The organism is Candidatus Neomarinimicrobiota bacterium (genome assembly GCA_018651745.1).
In the GTDB taxonomy this organism is placed as follows: Bacteria; Fidelibacterota; Marinisomatia; order Marinisomatales; family TCS55; genus JAAZYX01.
The window spans coordinates 1-20,044 of sequence record JABIDL010000007.1 but is presented as its reverse complement, the minus strand read 5'-3'; the positions used below and the strand labels follow the sequence as shown (position 1 = coordinate 20,044).

Below are 20,044 nucleotides of genomic sequence, written 5' to 3'. Positions count from 1 at the left end.
ATGACAATTAATTATCGCCGATCACATAGTCTAATATTGGATATATGTTGAAAACACTTCAAACTATTTTTCTTCTTTTTGCCATTGGGTTGCACGCGCAGGAAACAGCTACCATCAGCGGATTCTTGCGTAATGATGCCACCGGCGAACCATTAGCCTATGCCAATGTATTTATCAAGTCAACCAATCTTGGTGCCGCCTCAAATGTGGAAGGATATTATGTGATTACCAATGTTCCTCCCGGAGAATATGAAATTGCGGTTTCTATTATCGGTTTTAAAATGATTACCCAAAATACTCAATTTAAAGGAAATCAAAATCTACGTCTGGACTTTCGCCTCTTGCCGATGGTTATTGAGGGAGAAGCGGTGGATGTGTTTGGCGAAGTACAGAAAATGCGCGAGCTGGTGGAACCCAGCAGAATCACCCTTGACCTCCGTACACTTGAACTCGCTCCTGCTTTTATTGAGCCTGATTTATTTAGAACAATCCAATTACTCCCTGGTGTACAGACGCTTAATGATTTTTCCAGCGCGCTGTATGTACGCGGAAGTACACCTGATCAAAACCTGGTTATGCTGGATGGGATTACGGTGTACAATCCGTATCATTTAGGTGGCATATTTTCCACGTTTAATACCGACGCCATAAAAGAAGCAGATTTCCATGCCGGAGGATTTCCTGCGCGCTACGGTGGACGCATGGGCGCCATACTGAATGTAATCAACCGCGAAGGAAATACAGAAGAAATCACAGGAAATGCAAATATATCCCTTGTGTCCAGTAAAGCTTTGCTGGAAGGGCCACTTCCGAAAATAGGCGGTATGAAAGGCTCATGGATGATTGCAGGGCGGCGAACCTATTTTGACCAGTTTATAGGCGCTATCCGAATAATTTCGGGAGCGAATGATGATTTTAAATTTCCATATTACTTTTATGATTATCAAATCAAAGTGAATTTAGATGTAAATCTGAATCATCGTTTGACATACAGCCGTTTTTACGGTGACGATGTGTTGACTTTTTCTTTTAGCGACCGTAGCGAAAATTATGATATTTATTCAGATTATTCTGAGGAAAACAACTCTTCATTTGGAATTGAATGGCCTTGGGGGAACCATACCAATAGCCTCACGTGGCGATGGTTGATAACACCTCAACTTGTAGCTCGCACGTTTATAGCCAATAGCAGATACCGATTCCATTTTGACATGAATTTTTCTGATGAAGGAACTTGGAATATGGGGAATGAATCCGGTTCCTATGATGAATCATTTTCTTTCGATTTTTTTGACATTGTGGATGATAAAACAGTTGAAACAGAAATTTCCTGGCATGGACTCACGAATCATCAGATTATGGGTGGATTCCAAATAAAGCAGGTGGATTATAATCTTGGGATGGAATTTACTTTTTCGACTTTAGATACAACCGTTTTTTTGAATCCTCTCCAAATGGAAAACCGGACGGTAGAAACTTCATTTTTTCTACAGGATAAGTGGGATGTTACCTCCAAACTCGCGTTGCAGATGGGGGGCCGAGTGATGGATTATTCCCTGCATGATTCAATCTACATTGATCCTCGCTTTGGGCTGAAATATATCTTAAGAAAAGACCTTTCATTAAAATTTGCACTTGGGCGATATCATCAATTTTTAACGATCGCAAATACGGAAGATGAATCGTGGCGCCTTATAGATTTTTGGCTTGGCATTCCGGCAGACCGCCCGGCACCCTACGCAGATCATGTCATCCTGGGGATTGAGTATCTTTCAGATGAAAACTGGCTGGCTCGAGGAGAAACTTATTATAAACATTTCGAAAATCTGATCACACTTAAACAAGGCGACTTAATGTTTGGTGATGAAGACGAATCGCGATCCACTCCGTTTAATGAGTTTTACGAAACCAAAGCGTTTGCATATGGCTTCGAATTTCTATTCAAAAAGACCGCCGGTCGGTTTCGAGGTTGGGTTGGCTATACCTTTGCCGAAACAAAACGACATATTGAAAAAATTGGTTGGTACCATCCGAAATATGATCGGACACATACCTTAAACATTGTCGGAGATTTTTCTGTTCTTAAGAATCTGCATTTAAGTACATCTATTCAGGCTTCCACCGGTCAACCCTACACTCCACCACTCGGCCGATATGAAAATTGGTCAGTAGAACATGATGCGGTTAAACCGTATTGGAAGGGAGTTGAAAGTCTCTTAGTAGGAGAAAAAAATTCAGCACGCCTGCCTTTTTACTTTCGAATGGATATTGGCTTAAAACATAAAACATCCATATTTGGATTTCCCTATGAAAGGTTTATTCAGCTGAACAATGTAACAAATCACGTAAATGCAATTACCTATCAATACCAAAACAAACAAAACAGGTTAACCGGTGAAAGCATGGGAATGGAACGGGCAGCTTTACCAATGTTCCCATTTTTCCTTACCCTTGGATGGAGAGCAGAATTCTAATGCGGAAGCTCATGTCCATCAGTCTTATCATTTTTATTTCAGGGTGTTTGAGTATTTCCCCGGAATTGGAATGGGAAGATGTAGAAACTGACCACGAACCAGTACTGAATGTGCTAGGTATTTTATCTGTAGATACGCTTGTCACTAGCTTTATCCGCGTGCACCGTTCATTGAGAATGGACGAAGCATCAGACACCCTCATAAAAGACCCGGTTGGTAACATCTATTATGCTTCAAGGTATGTAATTAGAGATGCGCAAGTGATTGTCAGCAATAACGGAAAAGACTATCTTTTTGAATATGATGACTTCGATTTAGAGGCTGGAGACAGTACCTCAACGGGGGCTTATGTATTTAATGGAGATTCGCTGAACCCGTACCCCGGCGAAATATGGACGCTTTCAATTTCCACTCCGGGAGGTCTCACCGCAACCGGCGAAACCACGATTCCTCCATCTTCCCAACTTTTTACAAATCTGTTACCAGATACATTTCAATTGGATCAAACCATGGATATTAGTTGGCAGCCACTTACAAACCATTACCAAATAATGAGTGTAGCTAATTCCTTAAGTTATATTTGGAAAGAGGATAATTATAATAATAATGATTATGGGCTTACCCAAGAAGAAATCATCGGCCCGGGGGAAGAAAGTTGGACCTTAAGAAAGGAATTTTCTGAAGATGGAGGCAATCTAAACTGGGATGAAGATTGGTTGCTCATTTCTCTGATGAGTATGGATGAAAATTATTACGATTTCTTTTTTAGATATGCAGATGATTCAGAATATTCGAATATATTTTTGGGTGAGGGTGGGTCTGGTCAAAGTTTTGGGATTGAAGAAGGAATTGGTGTTTTTGGTTCAATTGGAATTGATCGCCACACCATGCCAATCGCTCGTTAATTTTCTGGCGATGGTTATTAATCTGTCAAAAAATTCATCATCAGGATTATTTTCATTCCCCTTGAATAGTTAACATCAATTTTCGCTGTCCTCCGCGATCTCGATGCTCGCATAAATAAATTCCCTGCCAAGTTCCCAAGGCCAGTTTTCCATTTTCGATTGGAATGGAAAGATCCGATCCCAAGAGTGCTGCCTTAATGTGAGAGGGCATATCATCTGGTCCTTCCAGCGTGTGGCGGTAGTACGGCAGATTTTCGGGGATCATCTCATTGAAATGCGCTTCAAAATCTGCCCTAACATCCGGATCGGCATTTTCATTGATTGCAAGCGAAGCAGAAGTATGCTGAATGAACACATGCAGGATTCCGATCTTGAAGTTTGCAAGTTCCGGGAGTTCTCCTAGGATTTCATTTGTAATAACATGGAAGCCACGGGAGTGAGATGAAAGTGTTATCTTTTTTTGAACCCACATAATATATTCTAAAAAATTCCATCCATTATTTTTGACCCCATTCCGCCAAAGGTCGGACGCGGTGTGTTTCCCCTATTAGCAGGGGAGAGGACGAATGGTTTTAACTTATTAAACAAATCTATACAATCCTCCTTTCATAGGGGTGTAAATACTGATTAGTTTTCTTCAAATTATGTTTTAATCCCAAATACGTAAATGATTTATATTTTTTTATCCATCCAAATTCGTGTTTCCAGCGGATTTTCTTTTGGCTCTTCAGATGTAATTGAATATCCCTGATCCAGCAAGAAGGCAATCATTGCGTGATGCTTTTTCCTTGTTTTCAATTTGATGGATTTATATCCGTTTTCTTTTGCCCAATTTTCCTGATTATCAGCGAGGTCTTTAGCAATTCCATTCCTTCTGTATTCTACCCGTACACCGCCCATCCAACTGTAAAATGATCCATCATTAAATCTATCATACCCGATTTTGAATCCAGCCGGTTGTTTTTCAAAATCAGCAATTAAAGATAAATGGGCTACTTGCGAACAGCGCATTTTGTACTCTGTAAGTGGATATGGATTTTCAAACTCAGGAATCAATTTTGATAATTGTACACATTCAATTAATTCTGATTTCCGGATGTGTATCACGTTTTTCGTTCTTTTTTCCGAGCGGCGGGGAAGAGAATATTATTCAGGATGAGGCGGTAGCCGGGCGAGTGTCGATGAAGTGAAAGATCCGTTGGTGGATCGCCTACATAATGTTGGTAATCTTCGGGATCGTGACCTCCTAAAAATGTGAAGGTTCCCTGCCCAAAATTCCCGTGCAAATATTTGACTTGGGGCGATGCCGGATCTTCGCCCATAATAATGATATGTTTTTTAATAAAATCTCGATGAAATCCTGTAGTTTGACCCATAAACCCCTTCACCACTGCTACATGATTCTGAGTAAGCATGGTTGGCACGGGATCAAATTTCGCCGAGAACTCGAACAATGAAAAATAATCCACTTCTGCGCCCCTCGTGACAGGGTTGTTACTCGGAGGAAAATCAATATTGGAAAATTCGTAAATCATGGGATCTGGAATAATTGAATAATCAGTAAAAGCGAATGATTTTGAAAAATTTAGTTTTTCTTGAGCATCAAGATCTCCCGGGGATCCATCGAAAACCGAATGAGCCGCATCAACGCCTTCCATTGAAAGCGCAATATCGTATGAATCCGTTGCTGAACACATGGCAAATAAAAACCCACCCTGTCCAACGAAAGATTTAATTGCTCTAGCAATTGCCTTTTTTTCTTCATGCACAGATGGAAATCCAAACTTTGCCGCCATGGATTCAAAATCTGCTTTTTGATTGATGTACCACGGGGCTGTGTGATAATTCCGGTAAAATTTTCCATACTGACCTGTAAAATCTTCGTGATGAAGATGCAGCCAATCGTATTGATCTAACCCGCTTGTCAAAACTTCCTCATCCCACAAGGTTGTATATGGAACTTCAGAATACGTCAGAGCAAGTGTAACCGCATCATCCCAGGGTTGTTTATTCGTTGGAGTGTAAATAGCAATTTTAGGTGCTTTTTCAAGCAAGACTACATCCATATTATTTTGTTCTATTTCTCCCATGATATTCAAAATATCAGTCGCATTTACGCGTTCAAATGTTACTCCACGGACTCTACATTCTTGTTCAATGGCAGAATGCCCTTGCGTTAAAAAAGATCCTCCACGATAATTGAGAAGCCATTCTACATTAATATCGCGCTCCAAAATCCAAAAGGCAATGCCGTATGCTTTTAAATGATCATTTTGTTGAGGATCCATCGGAATGAGAATTTTTTGACCTGGAAGCATCCCAATTAACAAAATACTAAAAAGAAGATGTTTCATCAACTTTCTGTTCTTTCATTTAGTTGCCTGGCATGCCGTCTAATAGGTTCTGCTAACAGAGAGGAGGGATAAGTTTCCAAAAGAGCATGGTAATGAATTAGGGCAGTTTTTGGATCTTGTAACAACTGTTCAAAAACTTCTCCTTGGATAGCAAGTCCATGACTTGCAAATGAAGTACCACTAAGCTTATCAGAAAGTTCAAGCGTTCGGCTAGGTTCTCCGAGGCTAAAACGGACAATTGCTTCTCGAAAAACAGCATTAGAAGTTATGGGCGCTTCGGGAAAATCAGACTGAACAAGAGCCAACAATTCCACTGCTTCAGAAAGTTTTGATTGTCGAATTAATCCCTCAGCCTGAAGATACAGAGAAAATGCAGTGGAATCTGAAATACTATTTCCCTCAAGACGAAGGGAAAGAAGATCTCCTAATTCTAATAGGTCGTTAAAATATGGGTGACTCGGTTTTATTTTTACTAAAATCGAATCCAAGTGAATTTGCGCTTCAGTTGCATTCCCGGATAAGAAAAAGGATTGGATCGTTTTCATAGCAAGACTATTCTCAGAACTTGTTTTAATAGCGTTAGGGATGTCATTTTCGATAAACATAATGCATTGTTCTGGGTTTCCTTCGGCGAGTAACAAATCGCATAAACGGGCATACACAGCTCGTTTGAGATGTGGTTTAATGTTTCCGGATAATGCTAATTTAAGAGAACGCCTCGCACCATCAAAATCACGTGTAAAGCGATACTGAATTTCTGCCAAACGAATGTGAACTTGTGGTGAAATAAGTGATCCGGAACTGTGTTTTAGAATGTCATGGTATAAATCAAATGTTGAAGATAGCGATGCGTTAGAAATGTCTGGCTGACCGAAAAATTGATCTTCAAAAAAAATGTTATCTTTGAAATAAGTGGCAAACTTAGGTAGTCGCGATTGAATGACAATTTGATCTTCATACGTTTGCCCCATGCCCAATAAAGCTTCGCCCAATTGTTTAGACGTTACCAATCCTTCTGATCCTCTAGATTTTGAAAGTACGCTACTGTAAATATCCATTGCGTAGGAATACTGTTTCTCAGAACGTAGATGTTTTGCGAATGATAAAAATCTGGATACATCATTTTTGGATTCAAATCCTAATTTTTTATGCTGGTTAGCAGCCAAATCAAAATTCCCGAGTTTAAAATAATAGCCAGCTAAAATCCTGAGAATGGGTTTCTTATTTTCCGGGTAATGCTTGTTTAATGTGAATACAATTAAGGGCTGGGCAATTTCTTCATCGCTCATAAGTAAAATTTTATCTTGTATGTATTTTTCTTTTTTTGGTTGATGTAGCAAATGGATAAGATATTCCTCAAGAGCAAGATCAAATGATCTCCGCACATCATAGAATTGTGCTAAGTCAATGGACATAAAGTCCGGCTGTTGCATGACTTTCCGACCTCTTTGAATGAGCAAATGGGCGTCTTTTGTTAGCCCGAGATTGGTGTAGTTTCTAAACAATAATTGATAAATATGCTGACTTTTATTATGATTTTTTTCAATGCTTTGCCAAAACATCTTAGCTTTTTCTTTTTTCCCCAACTGGTACATAGCTTTCCCTAAATCTATTTGCTCCATAATATCATTTGGGAACTGAATGAGCCAATCTTGAATTAATGCAACAACTTCGGTCTGTTTTTCCTGTCTTTGGTAGATTCGTTTCAACCGGTTGAAGTTTTGCCGATTTTTTGGGTTGGCAATAAAAATTGACTCATAAATTTTTTGTGCAGTTTCAAGCTCACCTTTTTGTTCGAGTAAAAATGCATCTCGCATAGCTCCTTCACCCATGGGTAATACTTTAATTTGCCCGATACCGGTGGACAGAAAAAGTATTAGAAATAGAATATAATGGCGCATCGTGTTTTAGTTTTCTGTTGGTTGATTTATATTCATTGTATCTAGAGGCACAGGATTTGGAAGAATTTCATCAGATTGGCTGAGTGTTTGAAAATATCGCCGAATCATGGTTTTATAATCTCTGGAATATCCGGATTTCATCGCTCGATTTAGTGCTTCAATTGCTAGGTTTTGTCTCTGACCAAGATCTTCGGGAAGCCCTCCGGGGCCGGCATATGAAATCATTTCTGCGGTTTCGGATGTTCGTTTGTCCTTGGTGCCCTTTTGCGTCAATGATTTTTGACTGTCAAGCATTCTGGATAAAATACGTTCTTGTTTATCCGCAGTTTTTCGGTTAAATCGTTTGCGTTCAAGATCGTGGATTACATCATCCATATCATTTGCAATATTGCTCAAGTCACCCAATCCTTTATTGGATGATGACCGCATTTCTTCCGCTAGTTCCTGAAGAGATTTGCGAACTCCTTTTTGCTGCTGAAGCATGCGCTGCATCATCGCCTGTTGCAACGAAGCAGCCATCTGCCCCATTGCAAGTTGCATTCCCTGCTCATTAATTCCACCTTGTTGTCCGGCTAACTGTTCCATCCGTTTCATAAATTGTTCAAACCCGCTTGCAGACCCAGACGAGCGAATGTCATTCATGGCATTCCTAACAGATAATGCAGCTTGATTGAGTGATTGCATTGCGGCATCCTGGTTTCCTTTTGCACCGGAATTATTCCGATTTGCAAGTTTAGATTTTGCTGATTCCATTTGTGCATATGTCATCCCCATTGCTTTTCCGATTTCCGGAGTAATGGCAAACGTCTTTTTTGATAAGGCAATCATTTGCTCCATTATCTTGGTTAACTGGTCTTGAAGCATCAGTTGCTGAACTGCGGATTCCTTAAGCCGTGGTGAATTTCTGGATATTGATAATGTTTCTTGGGTCAAATTTTCCTGTGATTTTGAAAGGGAAAGAATATCTCTCATTATGTGTCTGAATTCTTCAGCAATTTGATTAGCAGTCTGTTGTTGAAAATTATTTTGGATTCCTTGAATCTGCTCCAACAATTGTTCAAGGTCTTTTTGTACTTCTTCAGATGATCCCATTGCGCCATCAGAATTATTTTGGTTTAATTGTTGAATGGTTCTGCCGAAATCCATTTGAGTTTTTGTCATTTCTTTAGATCGTCTAAGTTCATTTAATTGTTCCGATGTTTCAGGATGAATATCTTCCATTGCAGATTCTGCATCCTTTAATACACGGTCAAAGTTAGAGAATTCCTCGCGAAGGCGTTGTTCATCTTGACTCATCCGAGCAAATTCCGATGCATCAGCATCTTGACCGTTTACCTCAATATCTTCCGTTAATTTTTCTTGTGAATCCACCAATTGTTCTAATCGCGTTTTTAATTCTTCCATCTTTTGCTCTGCAAGAACTTGTTTAAATATGTCAAGGAATCGATCGAGATCGGCCTCAAGCTTTTCCATATTCTGATTCAAATCTTTCATGGCTTCTGACAATTCCTTAGGATTCATTTTAGATAATGCTTCATCCACGTTTTCCATATTTTGTAATAATTCGTCATTTAATAGTTCGCTGACCATATCTTGAAGTTGTTCAAATTTTTCTAATAGTTGTGGAGAAAAAAGCTGATGTTTTTCCGCCGAATTAGATAGGGCATCTAATTGTTCCGCCATGCGTTGCATTGTTTCTATTTGTTCTCGGACCTTTTCCATAGATTTCCGCACTTGCTGTTCCTGATCCCATTCGATGGATTCAGCTTTCCTAAGTTCAAGTTCTACTTTGTCCAACTTTTCCTTCATTACTTCAAGATCTTCTAAATTCATTTCCGCATCATCTAATAATTTTGTCTCATCTTCGTTAAAAGAGGCAAATAAATCAGATAAAGATGGAAGCCGTGCGATAAATGTTCCTGAAAGTGCTTTTTTTGGACCGGATAATAAATCGTTATCATACAGTTCAAAATGATAATGAACTTCATCTTCCGGCATTAATCCGAGGTCACTCAAATTCCACAAGGTTTCAAGTTGTTGGTTTAACAGATCTGGATCCGGAATTGGAATGGAGAATATAGATAGCATAGGTTCGGCCTGAATATAACTTGGTCTTTGAACTTCGTAACCCACCTGAAGGGTTGAAAAACCATAGTCATCTTTTAAATTGAGGTGAATAGATAACATTTGGTCACTCCCGAGTTCAACAACAGGATCAGGTTCAATAACGCTGAGTTCGGGATGCATATCCGGAATCATATAAATACGGTACGGCACAGGATTCCGGTTGTGAATTCCTCGACGATCCTCCAAATGAATAGTGAATTCATCATCCTGTGTAATGGTAAAGTTACCATCGGCCTTTTTACCACGCACAGTGAGCGCTAACGTATCATTATGAAAAATTACATGGCCATTTTTTAGGGGACGATTGCTGGATAATTTTACGGTTACGATGGACCCAAACACGCCTTCAACATTGGCTTGTTGACCTTCCTGAGTGATTACAGGAAGCTTGGTGTAATTCGGAGGAATGACAGAAATGCTGAACGATTCTATTATGGGTCGATCTGTTACGGTGATTGTAGAAATAGGTGTTTCGATTCTATCCCACGCTTCCCAAAAATGTGTTGCCGGCACAAATCCTCGGTATGAATAATCTTGAAAAACTTCCTTTAGCTTGAAATGAAATGTGCCGGAGGAATCCATAGCCGACGCATATATCATAGGGGCTGTTTCCGGTCCTGATAATAATTCAAGATAAACAGAATCGGTTTTACCATCCATAACAGAAAATGTAATTTCTGTGGGATCACCTCCCAATAAATGAATATGCCCGGTTTCGTTTTCAATAGTAAAAGGCGTGGGAACCGAGAAATGGGTTTTTGGATGTGCCCAACGGAAAACTGATTCGGCACTATGAGACCATGTCAAAAATAAAATGAGGATAGAAACAACCAATGTTCCTAAAGTGATTCGTTGCCACCGCTCAGCTCTTTTGATCGGGAAAAGGGATTTTAGATTTAATGCTTTCAATTCAGTTAAAACAGATTTTATATAAGATATGCTCAAATCTTTAGATTGGTTTTGATATGTTGATCGTTCAAGTTGAAGCGCATTTAAGACTGCATCTTCATTTTTAAAGGCCAGATTTCCTGTTTTACGTGAGAGGGTGGACCATCTATAACGGTGAATTTTTTGATGGTAAATTAAAAATCCAAAACAGATTGTAACGGTGAGTCCTATTACTCCGAGGATTAGCGATGCCCACCAAATGCCATAGCGCACATCAGGTGAAAAATAAAAAATGCCTTCAAGAATAATAAGAGTGAGTATAAAAACAATAATGCTGGTGTATCCCGCCCAAGATAAGGTGAAAAGGTCCGTTCTAAAGGCGGCCTTTTTTATTTTCGATAATTCCTTTTGGATAGGTTTCATTAAATCGCTATTGCGTTAATGCAAAGGTAACAATATTTACACCAAATTTGAGAGCCGCCTCGCGGATCGACCATGAATCATTATGAACTTCTGCGTCTTCCCATCCATCACCAAGATCGCTTTCATATGTGTACAAAACCATGATTCTTTCCTCATCAAATATCGCGAATGCTTGCGGTGATTTTCCATCATGTTCGTGTATTTTGGGAAGGCCATTCGGAAAATTATAATATGCCGAAAATATCGGGTGATGGTGAGGGAGCTCGACCAGAGATTTATCAGGAAATATTTTTTGTATTTCCCGCCGGAATGATTGATCCAGCCCGTAATTATCATCCACATGCAAAAAAGCGCCAGACAGTAAAAATTCTCTCAAACGAATTGATTCCTCATCAGAGAACCTGAGATTTCCATGTCCGGTTAAATATAGAAAAGGGAATTCAGTCAATTCTTTATCCAGCACCCGAACGCGTGCTTCCTGAGCGGAAACCTTCATGGTTGTATTTAGCCGGATGTAATTCAGAAGATTGGGAAGGCTGCTTGGATCGCTGTACCAGTCACCGCCACCGCTATAATGAATCCGTGCAATTGTAAAATCCTGTGCATTTGCAAAGAACATCAATAACAGCAGAATAATTGGAATATTTTTTTTAACCATGTCTAAACTCAGTCCCCGTTTAATAGATTTAATACCCACGGGTTCCCCGTTAAGGAATCAATTTAAACTAAACAACATATTCTGCACTACCACAACAGTATAAAGTTCTGTTTTTCTTGATCGCTTTTTCTTGCGGTCTTATTTTGAGGCTTCATGTATCCGAGGTTCATATTTCTAATACTAGTAGTCGGAGGGGTTGTTGTGAACAATCTCACCGCTCAAGATTCTACCAAGTCTTATCTTTGGGGCTTAATCCAAATAAAGCAAACCCAAGAAATTGAGGTTGAAGATGGCTATTGGAAGGATCGTATCCTGCGAGGTCGGGAATTCCACGAACCCATTAGATTTATTCCATTTGAAGTCCGTTATGGCTTTGGCTATAACGGAGGTGCCGGTATTGCGGGCATCAGTGTGCACGAAAATTTTATGCAATATGGTTCGCCAGTTACCAAATTTGATGGCGGAGAACTCACGGCTAGGGTAGGGCATCAGTTAGATATTGATTTTGCGAAAACAAATTTATCTCTTTATTTACTTCATTCTAGTTGGATAGATATGCATACAGGATTAAACATTCGGTATTCAAATGTCTTTCTTCCTGCTGAGCTCCCCGTAGAAGACTGGGGGAATTCCAATCCATCCTGGAATCCGGGCGTTAGAAAATTTGCACCAAAAACCTGGACCTACAGCGTAAGCCAATCGGTAATTCTTCAATGGTTTGAACCATGGTATTTAAATCTAAATTATACTTTTGGAATTGCTACTGCTACATTTCATCAAACGACGGAAAAAGAAATTGAAGCTACTCCCAGCGGTTGGGGGCCGTCATCTTCTTATTCGGCTGGAATCCGTGTCCTTCTCAATCAAACCGCATCCGATTCTAGACAGAATAAGTTTAACATTGGCATTGATCTAAAGCATTCTTACACCAAGATATCGAATATCAACGATCCTGCTGATATAACGCCGATTTCCAGTTTTTATCTTTCAAATTTTGGAGTATTCGTGACGTTTTCTGCATTGTATGGTGGTTCAAAAACAGTTGGCGATCTTGGAAAAAAATATTATTACAGGAAAGATTATCAGCAAGCAGCAGAAAAATTGAAACAGTTTGTTGAATTATATCCCAACCATGCAAATCTCTACCGAGCTGAATATCTAATTAAAGAAAGTGAACGAAAGCTTCCCACTCAGTTATTAAAAGAAGGTCAAAAATTTGAAGAACGAAATATGACAGATCGTGCTTTAGAAAAATATTTAAAAGCTAGAGTCTTTGCTGATTCCACCTTTAAACCGTTTGTAGATGATCATATTCGAAAAATTGCCGAAGCACGATTGGATGCCGCGGAGTTGGTTTTACATTCAGGCCAAGGCGAAAAAGCAATAGAAATGGTACATGATATTTCTCAATACTATTCTAAAGTAGATAGTGTAATTCCTGAATTTGAAGCCTATCATTTATATTATCAAGCGAGTAAAGCAATACAGTATAATTTTTATGATAAAGCTCTAATATTGCTAAAACAAGCGGATAAAAAAGATCCATCTCTACATTACGGAATAGATTTGCTAAGACAGGAAATAGCAGGATCTTTGATAGAAAACGCTAATAAAATTACTGATCTGAAAGCCATCAATCTTGTAGTTCAATATCTTGAAAAAGCAAAAAATATAACCGGGACTTTAGGTAGAAATAATGAGCGGATTCTCGACGAACTAAAAGAGAAACTAACAACAAAAGAAAATCTGGTATTACAATCAAAAATTGATGCCCGTATGATTCAGGAGCGAAAAAATTTAGAGGAAAAAGCGGCAAAACCAACTATTCGAATAGGAATGAATACATCACTGGTGAAGAATATCATGGGCGAGCCCAGAGAAATGATTGAACAATCCAAAGATGGTGCAAATCACCAACTATGGAAGTATAGATTTGAAAATCGAAAACCGCTTGAGTTATCGTTTATAGATTATATTTTATTTAAGATTGAAGAACGGTAATCTGCGGTCAAAGTAGGTGGGCGTTTCGCCGAACAAACATGATTTCATGAATGATAACCTTTAAAATTCCCGTTGCAGGTACGGCAAACAGCATACCAAGTGGACCCATCAAGGTGCCCCCGATTATAAGTGAAATCATAACCATCATAGGATGAATCCCGACACTTTTCCCGACAAGAGTTGGCGTGATTAGATTCCCTTCAATTTGTTGAACAATAATGAACATGACAACAATATCGAGCACATAAAACGGAGACGGCACAACTCCAAATAATTGATGTGCCATGGCGACGTCATTTCCGATATTATTCATGAATGCAATCAGAATAGCCGGAATCATCCCAACAAACGGACCAACCAGTGGAATTAAATTTGCCAGCCCGGCGATAATTCCAATAAACACAGTCAGCGTAAGATTGGCACCGGTGAAATTAAGGATTGTAAGCCCGACAAGCGACATTACAGCAACACTCGCTGCGGCAAGAAACTGACCGCGAAGATAGCTTGAAACTGATTTTTCAATATTGTAAATAAGTCCTAATCCAACTTCGAAATATTTATTGGAAAAGAATCCAACCAGTACTTTTTTGAAATGATGATATTCAGCCAGCAGTATAATGGTGAAGATTAATATCATCGCCGCATTCAGAACAAAATTTCCAATAACCCCGGCAAGTGCAGCAAGGTTTTCTATAACTATTTGAATAAAACCACTGAGTGCTGCAGAAAAATCTCCACTACCCGTAGCCATTCCTTCCGGAAGGGTAGCGGATATCTTTGCGCCAAGTTTGCTGAATTCTGCAGTGAGGGTATCCTGATCAATTCTGTTTGAAAAATCAGTGGCTTGTTGCGATATCTCGGAAATAAATGAACCAATAAATAAACCGATTCCGGCAAGAAGTCCAACAGTGACAATTAATACACTTAATCCGCGGTTATTAATTCGGCGCTCAATGCTATCTACCGATTTTAAAAGAACAGTGGTAAAGAGGAATGCAAACACAAGAATCAACACGACATTGGAAATATAGGGCCATACCAGCGAAAGGAATCCAACGAAGAGCAATCCCACAATAATCCTGTAAATCCTACTCAAATATAAAAGGTTGTTTTGTTTGGATTCTGGTGATTGATACATAAGTTAATTAGATTGGGATTCCAAAAGTAATTGATTGGTACCTCGCAGACGTTCACCGAGAACACCGCCGAGATTTAAGAGAATTTTATTTCCCATCTGTGGGTTTCGGTCATTTAACGTCATTAGATCTGCAGTGAAAAATCCAAGCAAATCGGATTGAACGGTAGCAATAGCATTAGCGGATCGAGGATCATCATCAAAAAGTGCAAGTTCTCCAAAAAAACTTCCTTCAGAAAGTTCTGCTAAAATTTGTTCATTATTTTCACGAGTGCCTATTGTGATTTTAACTGCACCTTTCATAATGATGTACATTCCTTCGCCCGGCGCTCTGTTTTTAAAAACAAATTCCCCGGCATCATAGGCACGACGGTGAAACAGTTTTTCGAGATCCTGGAACTCCTTATCGGTAAATCCCTTAAATATCGGTACCTGTTTCAGGGTGAGGACAGTTTCGCTTTCTTGGCTGTTCCATCCTTGAAATATATTATTCCACAATGCATTCTTCATTTTATTTCCTCTTGTCGTCAGGCAAAATAGAGACACTTTCTTTGCTTAGTCAAGAGAACTCTTAATTGTTAAACACATTGCTACATGGGAAAGGAGTAGAGTATTTTTCATGGTTATGATCCTTCGCTGGACAACTATTTCCATTCTTTGTTTGCCCGCCTATTTGTGTGCACAGGCAGACACGCGTGATTACGAACGGGAGCTTGAGCATCAATCCAGAGCCATCCAGGAATTAAAGCTAGAAATTCAAGCTGCCAAACGTCGCATTCGAAATGAAGCGGAAAAAGAAAAATCGACTTCACGGCGGATTTCGAATCTCTATGAGGAAATATCGCTTTCATCCAGGCTTTTGAAACAACTGAAAAGAGAGCAGAAAACTCTGAAAATTGAAATCAGCGACTTAGAAGTCAATATTAGCCGGAATGAAAATGAGCTTGAAGCTCTGAAAAGACGATATTCAAATCGAGTGAAACACATTTATACAAAAGGATCTCTCAGCGATTTAGAACGAATTTTGAGTTCAACATCCTGGCGCCAAGCAGTGTATCGTGCAAAATATTTAAAAATTATATCAAGAATTGATCGTCAGACTCAAGCCAAGATTCATTCTTTGGTATACCAAATCCGCCAGCAGAAAGTGAATTTAGAGGACAAATATCAACAAAGTATTGCTTTGAAGAAAGACCGCGAAAAACGATACGAGGATTTAATTGCTAAAAAGCGTCAGAAAGAGAAAGAACTCGCTCAGATTCAACGGAATAAATCCGAACTTGCGGAATATTTGAAAGAAAAGCAGGAAGGTGTTAAGCAACTGAATGATATTATTATACGAATTCAGGATGAGAAAGCTAGATTTGAACGGGCCGAAAGAATTCGCCGACAGCAAGCCGCTTTAAAAACTAAGAAATTTTCTTCACTTAAAGGACAATTGCCTTGGCCGGCTACAGGTCGAATTACTGCGAAATTTGGGAATCAATGGAATGCTAAACTCAAAACAACAACGGATAATCCCGGAATTGATATTAAAGGAAAACCCGGATCACCGATTCGCACTGTTTTGGGCGGCATTGTTACTGTCATCACGTATCTTCGAGGCTATGGCACCACCATCATCATTGATCACGGCGGTGGATTTTACACCGTTTATAGCCATGTAACTCAGGTGGAAACTCATGTAGATAGTGAAGTGTTAGCCGGCGATGTGATTGCATTTATGGGAGATTCGGGATCGGTGAATGGTTCAAAACTTCATTTTGAAATTTGGGGAAAGAGCCAAAAATTGAATCCAGAAAAGTGGCTGGCAAAACGATGACACAATATCCATTGGATTTCCAGCCTGAAATTTGGAATCGTCTAACATCTATCTTTCAAAAAGACAGGATTGGATCCGCATATTTGTTTTCAGGACCGGAAGGTTCTGGGAAGGAAGCGGTTGCTCTTGCTTTTGCCACCATGATGAATTGTGATGATGCAAAGGACATACCTTGCGGATCTTGTCCGTCATGCATCCGTTTTTTGTCACTACAAGATGAAAAATTAACGCTAATATTTCCGTTGCCGGGAAGCGAGAAAAAAGAAACAAAAAATTCTGATCCTTTAAAAGGATTAAGCAAAGATGAGGCAGAATATTTAGAAAAGGGTATTGAGAAAAAAGCAAAAGATGCTTTCTATCGGATTTTAATTCCGCGAGCTCGACAAATTTTAATTAACCAAGTACGGGAACTTCGTAGAACTATTTTTCTGAAATCCACTTCTAAAGGCAGAAAATGTGTCCTTATTTTTCAGGCACATACACTCGCCAAGGGGAATGCTGCATCCGCCAATGCGATTCTAAAGATTCTAGAAGAACCGCCGCCAAACACAACAATTATATTGGTGACAGATTATCAGTCACAGCTTTTGCCGACTATTGTTTCAAGATGTCAAAAAATTGCCTTTTCTCCCCTAAAGGATGGAACGATTAAATCGATGTTAACAGCAAAAGGAATCGAAGAAAACAAAGCCCATATTTGTGTTCAATTATCAGATGGAAATATCCATCAAGCCAAGTATTTATCAAAACAACCTTTGGAAGATTTGCTGCTTCAAATAAAAGATTTTATTGCTGCCATGACGCATGACGATTCCGGAAAATGGAAATCTCTAACTCAGGACCTCAGCCAATTGGCGAGATTTAAACCGGAAGAATATCGATTAAGAATTGCCATGATTCAAAAATGGTTTCATGAAGCATACTTATATCGGTCAAGTGTAAAATCCCAAAATATTCTATCAAATTTTTCAAAAGATATTTACCAATTTAATCAAAGCTTTCCCAATGCGGATCTTAAAGGAATTCACATTTCGCTTGATAAAATTGTTCAAGCACCGGATCGTAATTTTTACATGCCATTGGTGATTACCACGATGCTTTTGGATGTCCGAAAATATCTAGCCGGCTAAATAAAAAAACAAAACATGAAAAATACGTTTTACATTACTACACCAATTTATTATGTAAATGATAATCCTCATATTGGCCACGCCTATACAACGATCTTAGCAGATGTTTTAGCTCGATATAAAAGAAATGTAGGTCAAGAGGTTTTTTTTCTAACGGGACTCGATGAACATGGTCAAAAAGTTCAACAAGCAGCAGAAATTAGAGGCGTAACCCCGAAAAAACATTGTGATGAAATGGCTCCACGATTTTTGGATCTCTGGGAAAAGCTACACATACAATACGATGATTTTATTCGAACATCCGAGCCCAGGCACGTTTCAGTCGTGCAAACTATTTTGCAAGACGTATTTGATAAAGGCGATATTTATGAGGATGAGTATGAAGGGTTGTATTCTGTTTCGGAAGAAAGATTTATCACAGAAAAGGAATCTGAATCCGGTGAGTTTCGCGATATTAAAAAGCTAAAAGAGAAAAATTATTTTTTCAGGATGTCTCAGTATCAACAACAACTCATTGATCATATCAAGGCGAATCCGGGATTTATTCAGCCGGAGCATCGAAAAAATGAAGTACTCGGATTTTTAAATCAACCCTTAGAAGATCTTTGTATCTCCCGACCAAAATCACGGCTGAATTGGGGGATTGAGCTTCCATTTGATAAAGATTATGTTACGTATGTTTGGTTTGATGCGCTTATTAATTACATTACCGGTCCCGGGTTTTCCGACGATTCATCCAACTTTAAAAAATGGTGGCCTGCAGATGTTCACCTGATTGGAAAAGATATTTTAACAACACATTCGGTTTATTGGCCAACGATGTTGATGTCAGCAAGCATTGATCTACCCAAATCCATTTTTGCCCATGGCTGGTGGCTAAGTGGTGAAACAAAAATGAGCAAATCTCTTGGGAATATTGTAGATCCGCTGGGGTTGATTGAAGAATTTGGGGTGGACCCGGTACGGTATTATCTAATGCGTGAAATGGTTTTGGGGCAGGATGCAGCCTTTACTATGGAATCGTTTATCAAGCGGTACAATTCGGATCTAGCCAATGATTATGGGAATCTCCTGAGTCGAGTATCAAATTTGATTCAGAAATTTTTTGATGGGAAATTGCCGGATTCGGACGATAAATCAGAAAGCGGAGAACAGGTGAAATTTTCGGCAATAACAACCATTAAAATGGTAAACGAATGTTTTGACTCTATGAGGTTGAATGATGGTATCGAGGAATCACTTCAGTTTATTCGCAGTGTCAATAAATACATGGAAATGAAAGCACCATGGAAATTGGTAAAAGAAGATAAGGAAACGGCGGGATGTGTGTTACGAACGGCTGCCGAAGCGCTTAGAATTGGTTCCCTTTTGTTAAAACCGGTTATGCCGAGCCGAACTCAGATTGTGCTCGACACGTTTGGTTCAAACTCTGACGATGTTAAGTGGGGCGGACTTACGGACGGATTTAACCTTAAAAAACATGACATTCTTTTTCCCAGAATCGAGGTAAAATCAAACATCTGAAAAAGCTACGGCGGGAAAGTGTATTAACCGATTTCATCAATTTATAAGGAGTCTTATTTAATTAATAGGCTTATAGTTCTTTTAGATATTTATTTTAGCAATACCATTTTCTTTACTTGCACAAAATCACCTGCGGAAATTCTGTATAAATACATCCCAGCACTCACAGGTTGTCCTAAATCATTCGTTGCATTCCAAACTACTGACTTAAACCCGGCATCTTGGGTTTGGTTTACCAAACTTCTTACTTCACGTCCCATAATGTCATAAATAGTAATATTCACTTCACTATTTTCCGGTAAATCATAGCGAAGGGTTGTAATTGGGTTGAAGGGATTCGGGTAATTACGGTGTAAGGCATAATCGTAAGGTAGTATTTCTGGATCAACAGATACTGTACTCTGATTTACAGTTAATGTAAATGTAGTACTCACCATATCTCTGCTTGATCTTTTTTGCATGAGTACTCTTGGAATAAGAGTTTGTTCATTCGCCAGTTCAAAATTGTTTTGATAAACTATTGATCTCGTACTTGTATTCATTACCTGGATATCATCCAGTATGGACTTCATACGAAAAAGTTGACATAAAGTTAAGCAACATTTGTTAGTTTTCCATATTCAATAGGTGTTTTGTAGCCTAAGGCTGAATGAAGCCTTTGGCGGTTGTAAAACACCTCTATGTATTCAAATATGTCCTGTT

16 protein-coding genes are annotated in these 20,044 nt (G+C 39.1%); 6 read left to right on the top strand and 10 right to left on the bottom strand.

Annotation, left to right across the window (positions count from 1 at the left end):
- Positions 1 to 44: 44 nt before the first annotated feature.
- Together HOD97_00645 and HOD97_00640 are read left to right on the top strand one after the other, a co-directional pair.
- Positions 45 to 2,474, top strand: coding sequence for a TonB-dependent receptor (locus tag HOD97_00645; protein MBT4280119.1), 2,430 nt, complete (start codon positions 45 to 47; stop codon positions 2,472 to 2,474).
- Positions 2,474 to 3,379, top strand: coding sequence for a DUF4249 family protein (locus HOD97_00640; GenBank protein ID MBT4280118.1), 906 nt, complete (start codon positions 2,474 to 2,476; stop codon positions 3,377 to 3,379). Before HOD97_00645 ends, HOD97_00640 begins: the two co-directional genes overlap by 1 nt.
- Before the next feature lie 52 nt (positions 3,380 to 3,431).
- Here the strand turns inward: HOD97_00640 and HOD97_00635 are convergent, their stop codons facing one another.
- The 6 genes from HOD97_00635 to HOD97_00610 all read right to left on the bottom strand — a co-directional run bounded on the left by HOD97_00635 (position 3,432) and on the right by HOD97_00610 (position 11,730).
- Positions 3,432 to 3,851, bottom strand: coding sequence for a YjbQ family protein (locus HOD97_00635; GenBank protein MBT4280117.1), 420 nt, complete (start codon positions 3,849 to 3,851; stop codon positions 3,432 to 3,434).
- A gap of 200 nt (positions 3,852 to 4,051) precedes the next feature.
- Entirely contained in the window at positions 4,052 to 4,486 is a 435-nt protein-coding gene (locus HOD97_00630) for a GNAT family N-acetyltransferase (protein ID MBT4280116.1), read from the bottom strand.
- Positions 4,483 to 5,733, bottom strand: coding sequence for an asparagine synthetase B (locus HOD97_00625; protein MBT4280115.1), 1,251 nt, complete (start codon positions 5,731 to 5,733; stop codon positions 4,483 to 4,485). The genes HOD97_00630 and HOD97_00625 overlap by 4 nt, the downstream gene beginning before the upstream one ends.
- A complete protein-coding gene (locus HOD97_00620) occupies positions 5,733 to 7,634 on the bottom strand; it encodes a hypothetical protein (protein MBT4280114.1) in 1,902 nt (633 codons plus the stop codon). The genes HOD97_00625 and HOD97_00620 overlap by 1 nt, the downstream gene beginning before the upstream one ends.
- A gap of 6 nt (positions 7,635 to 7,640) precedes the next feature.
- Complete coding sequence (locus HOD97_00615; protein ID MBT4280113.1) at positions 7,641 to 11,072, bottom strand: hypothetical protein; 3,432 nt, start codon at positions 11,070 to 11,072, stop codon at positions 7,641 to 7,643.
- A gap of 7 nt (positions 11,073 to 11,079) precedes the next feature.
- The gene (locus HOD97_00610) at positions 11,080 to 11,730 is read right to left on the bottom strand and encodes a DUF4159 domain-containing protein (protein MBT4280112.1); all 651 of its coding nucleotides are present in this window, start codon (positions 11,728 to 11,730) and stop codon (positions 11,080 to 11,082) included.
- Positions 11,731 to 11,931: 201 nt separating this feature from the next.
- On the opposite strand from HOD97_00610, the gene HOD97_00605 reads away from it, so the two are divergent.
- Positions 11,932 to 13,731, top strand: coding sequence for a hypothetical protein (locus HOD97_00605; GenBank protein ID MBT4280111.1), 1,800 nt, complete (start codon positions 11,932 to 11,934; stop codon positions 13,729 to 13,731).
- Between the two features lie 7 nt (positions 13,732 to 13,738).
- On the opposite strand, the gene HOD97_00600 is transcribed toward HOD97_00605, so the two are convergent.
- On the bottom strand, positions 13,739 to 14,803 hold the full coding sequence (locus HOD97_00600) for an AI-2E family transporter (GenBank protein MBT4280110.1): 1,065 nt from the start codon (positions 14,801 to 14,803) through the stop codon (positions 13,739 to 13,741).
- Between the two features lie 69 nt (positions 14,804 to 14,872).
- Entirely contained in the window at positions 14,873 to 15,376 is a 504-nt protein-coding gene (locus HOD97_00595) for a cyclic nucleotide-binding domain-containing protein (protein MBT4280109.1), read from the bottom strand.
- A 115-nt stretch (positions 15,377 to 15,491) separates the two neighbouring features.
- On the opposite strand from HOD97_00595, the gene HOD97_00590 reads away from it, so the two are divergent.
- The 3 genes from HOD97_00590 to metG are packed head-to-tail and all read left to right on the top strand — an operon-like array spanning position 15,492 to position 19,342.
- Complete coding sequence (locus tag HOD97_00590) at positions 15,492 to 16,688, top strand: peptidoglycan DD-metalloendopeptidase family protein (GenBank protein ID MBT4280108.1); 1,197 nt, start codon at positions 15,492 to 15,494, stop codon at positions 16,686 to 16,688.
- A complete protein-coding gene (locus HOD97_00585) occupies positions 16,685 to 17,818 on the top strand; it encodes a hypothetical protein (GenBank protein MBT4280107.1) in 1,134 nt (377 codons plus the stop codon). Before HOD97_00590 ends, HOD97_00585 begins: the two co-directional genes overlap by 4 nt.
- 15 nt (positions 17,819 to 17,833) lie before the next feature.
- Positions 17,834 to 19,342: a methionine--tRNA ligase gene (metG, locus tag HOD97_00580; protein MBT4280106.1), complete on the top strand. Its 1,509-nt coding sequence runs from the start codon at positions 17,834 to 17,836 to the stop codon at positions 19,340 to 19,342.
- Between the two features lie 89 nt (positions 19,343 to 19,431).
- Here metG and HOD97_00575 read toward each other — a convergent pair whose 3' ends face one another.
- Both HOD97_00575 and HOD97_00570 read right to left on the bottom strand, forming a co-directional pair.
- A complete protein-coding gene (locus HOD97_00575) occupies positions 19,432 to 19,914 on the bottom strand; it encodes a T9SS type A sorting domain-containing protein (protein ID MBT4280105.1) in 483 nt (160 codons plus the stop codon).
- A gap of 20 nt (positions 19,915 to 19,934) precedes the next feature.
- Positions 19,935 to 20,044: IS3 family transposase (locus HOD97_00570; GenBank protein MBT4280104.1), on the bottom strand; the 110-nt coding region annotated here is incomplete at its 5' end.

Excerpts from the sequence above, each read along its gene's own strand:
- HOD97_00645 (MBT4280119.1), top strand. The coding sequence starts at position 45 with ATGTTGAAAACACTTCAAACTATTTTTCTTCTTTTTGCCATTGGGTTG.
- HOD97_00640 (MBT4280118.1), top strand. The coding sequence starts at position 2,474 with ATGCGGAAGCTCATGTCCATCAGTCTTATCATTTTTATTTCAGGGTGT.
- HOD97_00635 (MBT4280117.1), bottom strand. The coding sequence starts at position 3,851 with ATGTGGGTTCAAAAAAAGATAACACTTTCATCTCACTCCCGTGGCTTC.
- HOD97_00625 (MBT4280115.1), bottom strand. The coding sequence starts at position 5,733 with ATGAAACATCTTCTTTTTAGTATTTTGTTAATTGGGATGCTTCCAGGT.
- HOD97_00620 (MBT4280114.1), bottom strand. The coding sequence starts at position 7,634 with ATGCGCCATTATATTCTATTTCTAATACTTTTTCTGTCCACCGGTATC.
- HOD97_00615 (MBT4280113.1), bottom strand. The coding sequence starts at position 11,072 with ATGAAACCTATCCAAAAGGAATTATCGAAAATAAAAAAGGCCGCCTTT.
- HOD97_00610 (MBT4280112.1), bottom strand. The coding sequence starts at position 11,730 with ATGGTTAAAAAAAATATTCCAATTATTCTGCTGTTATTGATGTTCTTT.
- HOD97_00595 (MBT4280109.1), bottom strand. The coding sequence starts at position 15,376 with ATGAAGAATGCATTGTGGAATAATATATTTCAAGGATGGAACAGCCAA.
- HOD97_00590 (MBT4280108.1), top strand. The coding sequence starts at position 15,492 with ATGATCCTTCGCTGGACAACTATTTCCATTCTTTGTTTGCCCGCCTAT.
- HOD97_00585 (MBT4280107.1), top strand. The coding sequence starts at position 16,685 with ATGACACAATATCCATTGGATTTCCAGCCTGAAATTTGGAATCGTCTA.
- metG (MBT4280106.1), top strand. The coding sequence starts at position 17,834 with ATGAAAAATACGTTTTACATTACTACACCAATTTATTATGTAAATGAT.
- HOD97_00575 (MBT4280105.1), bottom strand. The coding sequence starts at position 19,914 with ATGAAGTCCATACTGGATGATATCCAGGTAATGAATACAAGTACGAGA.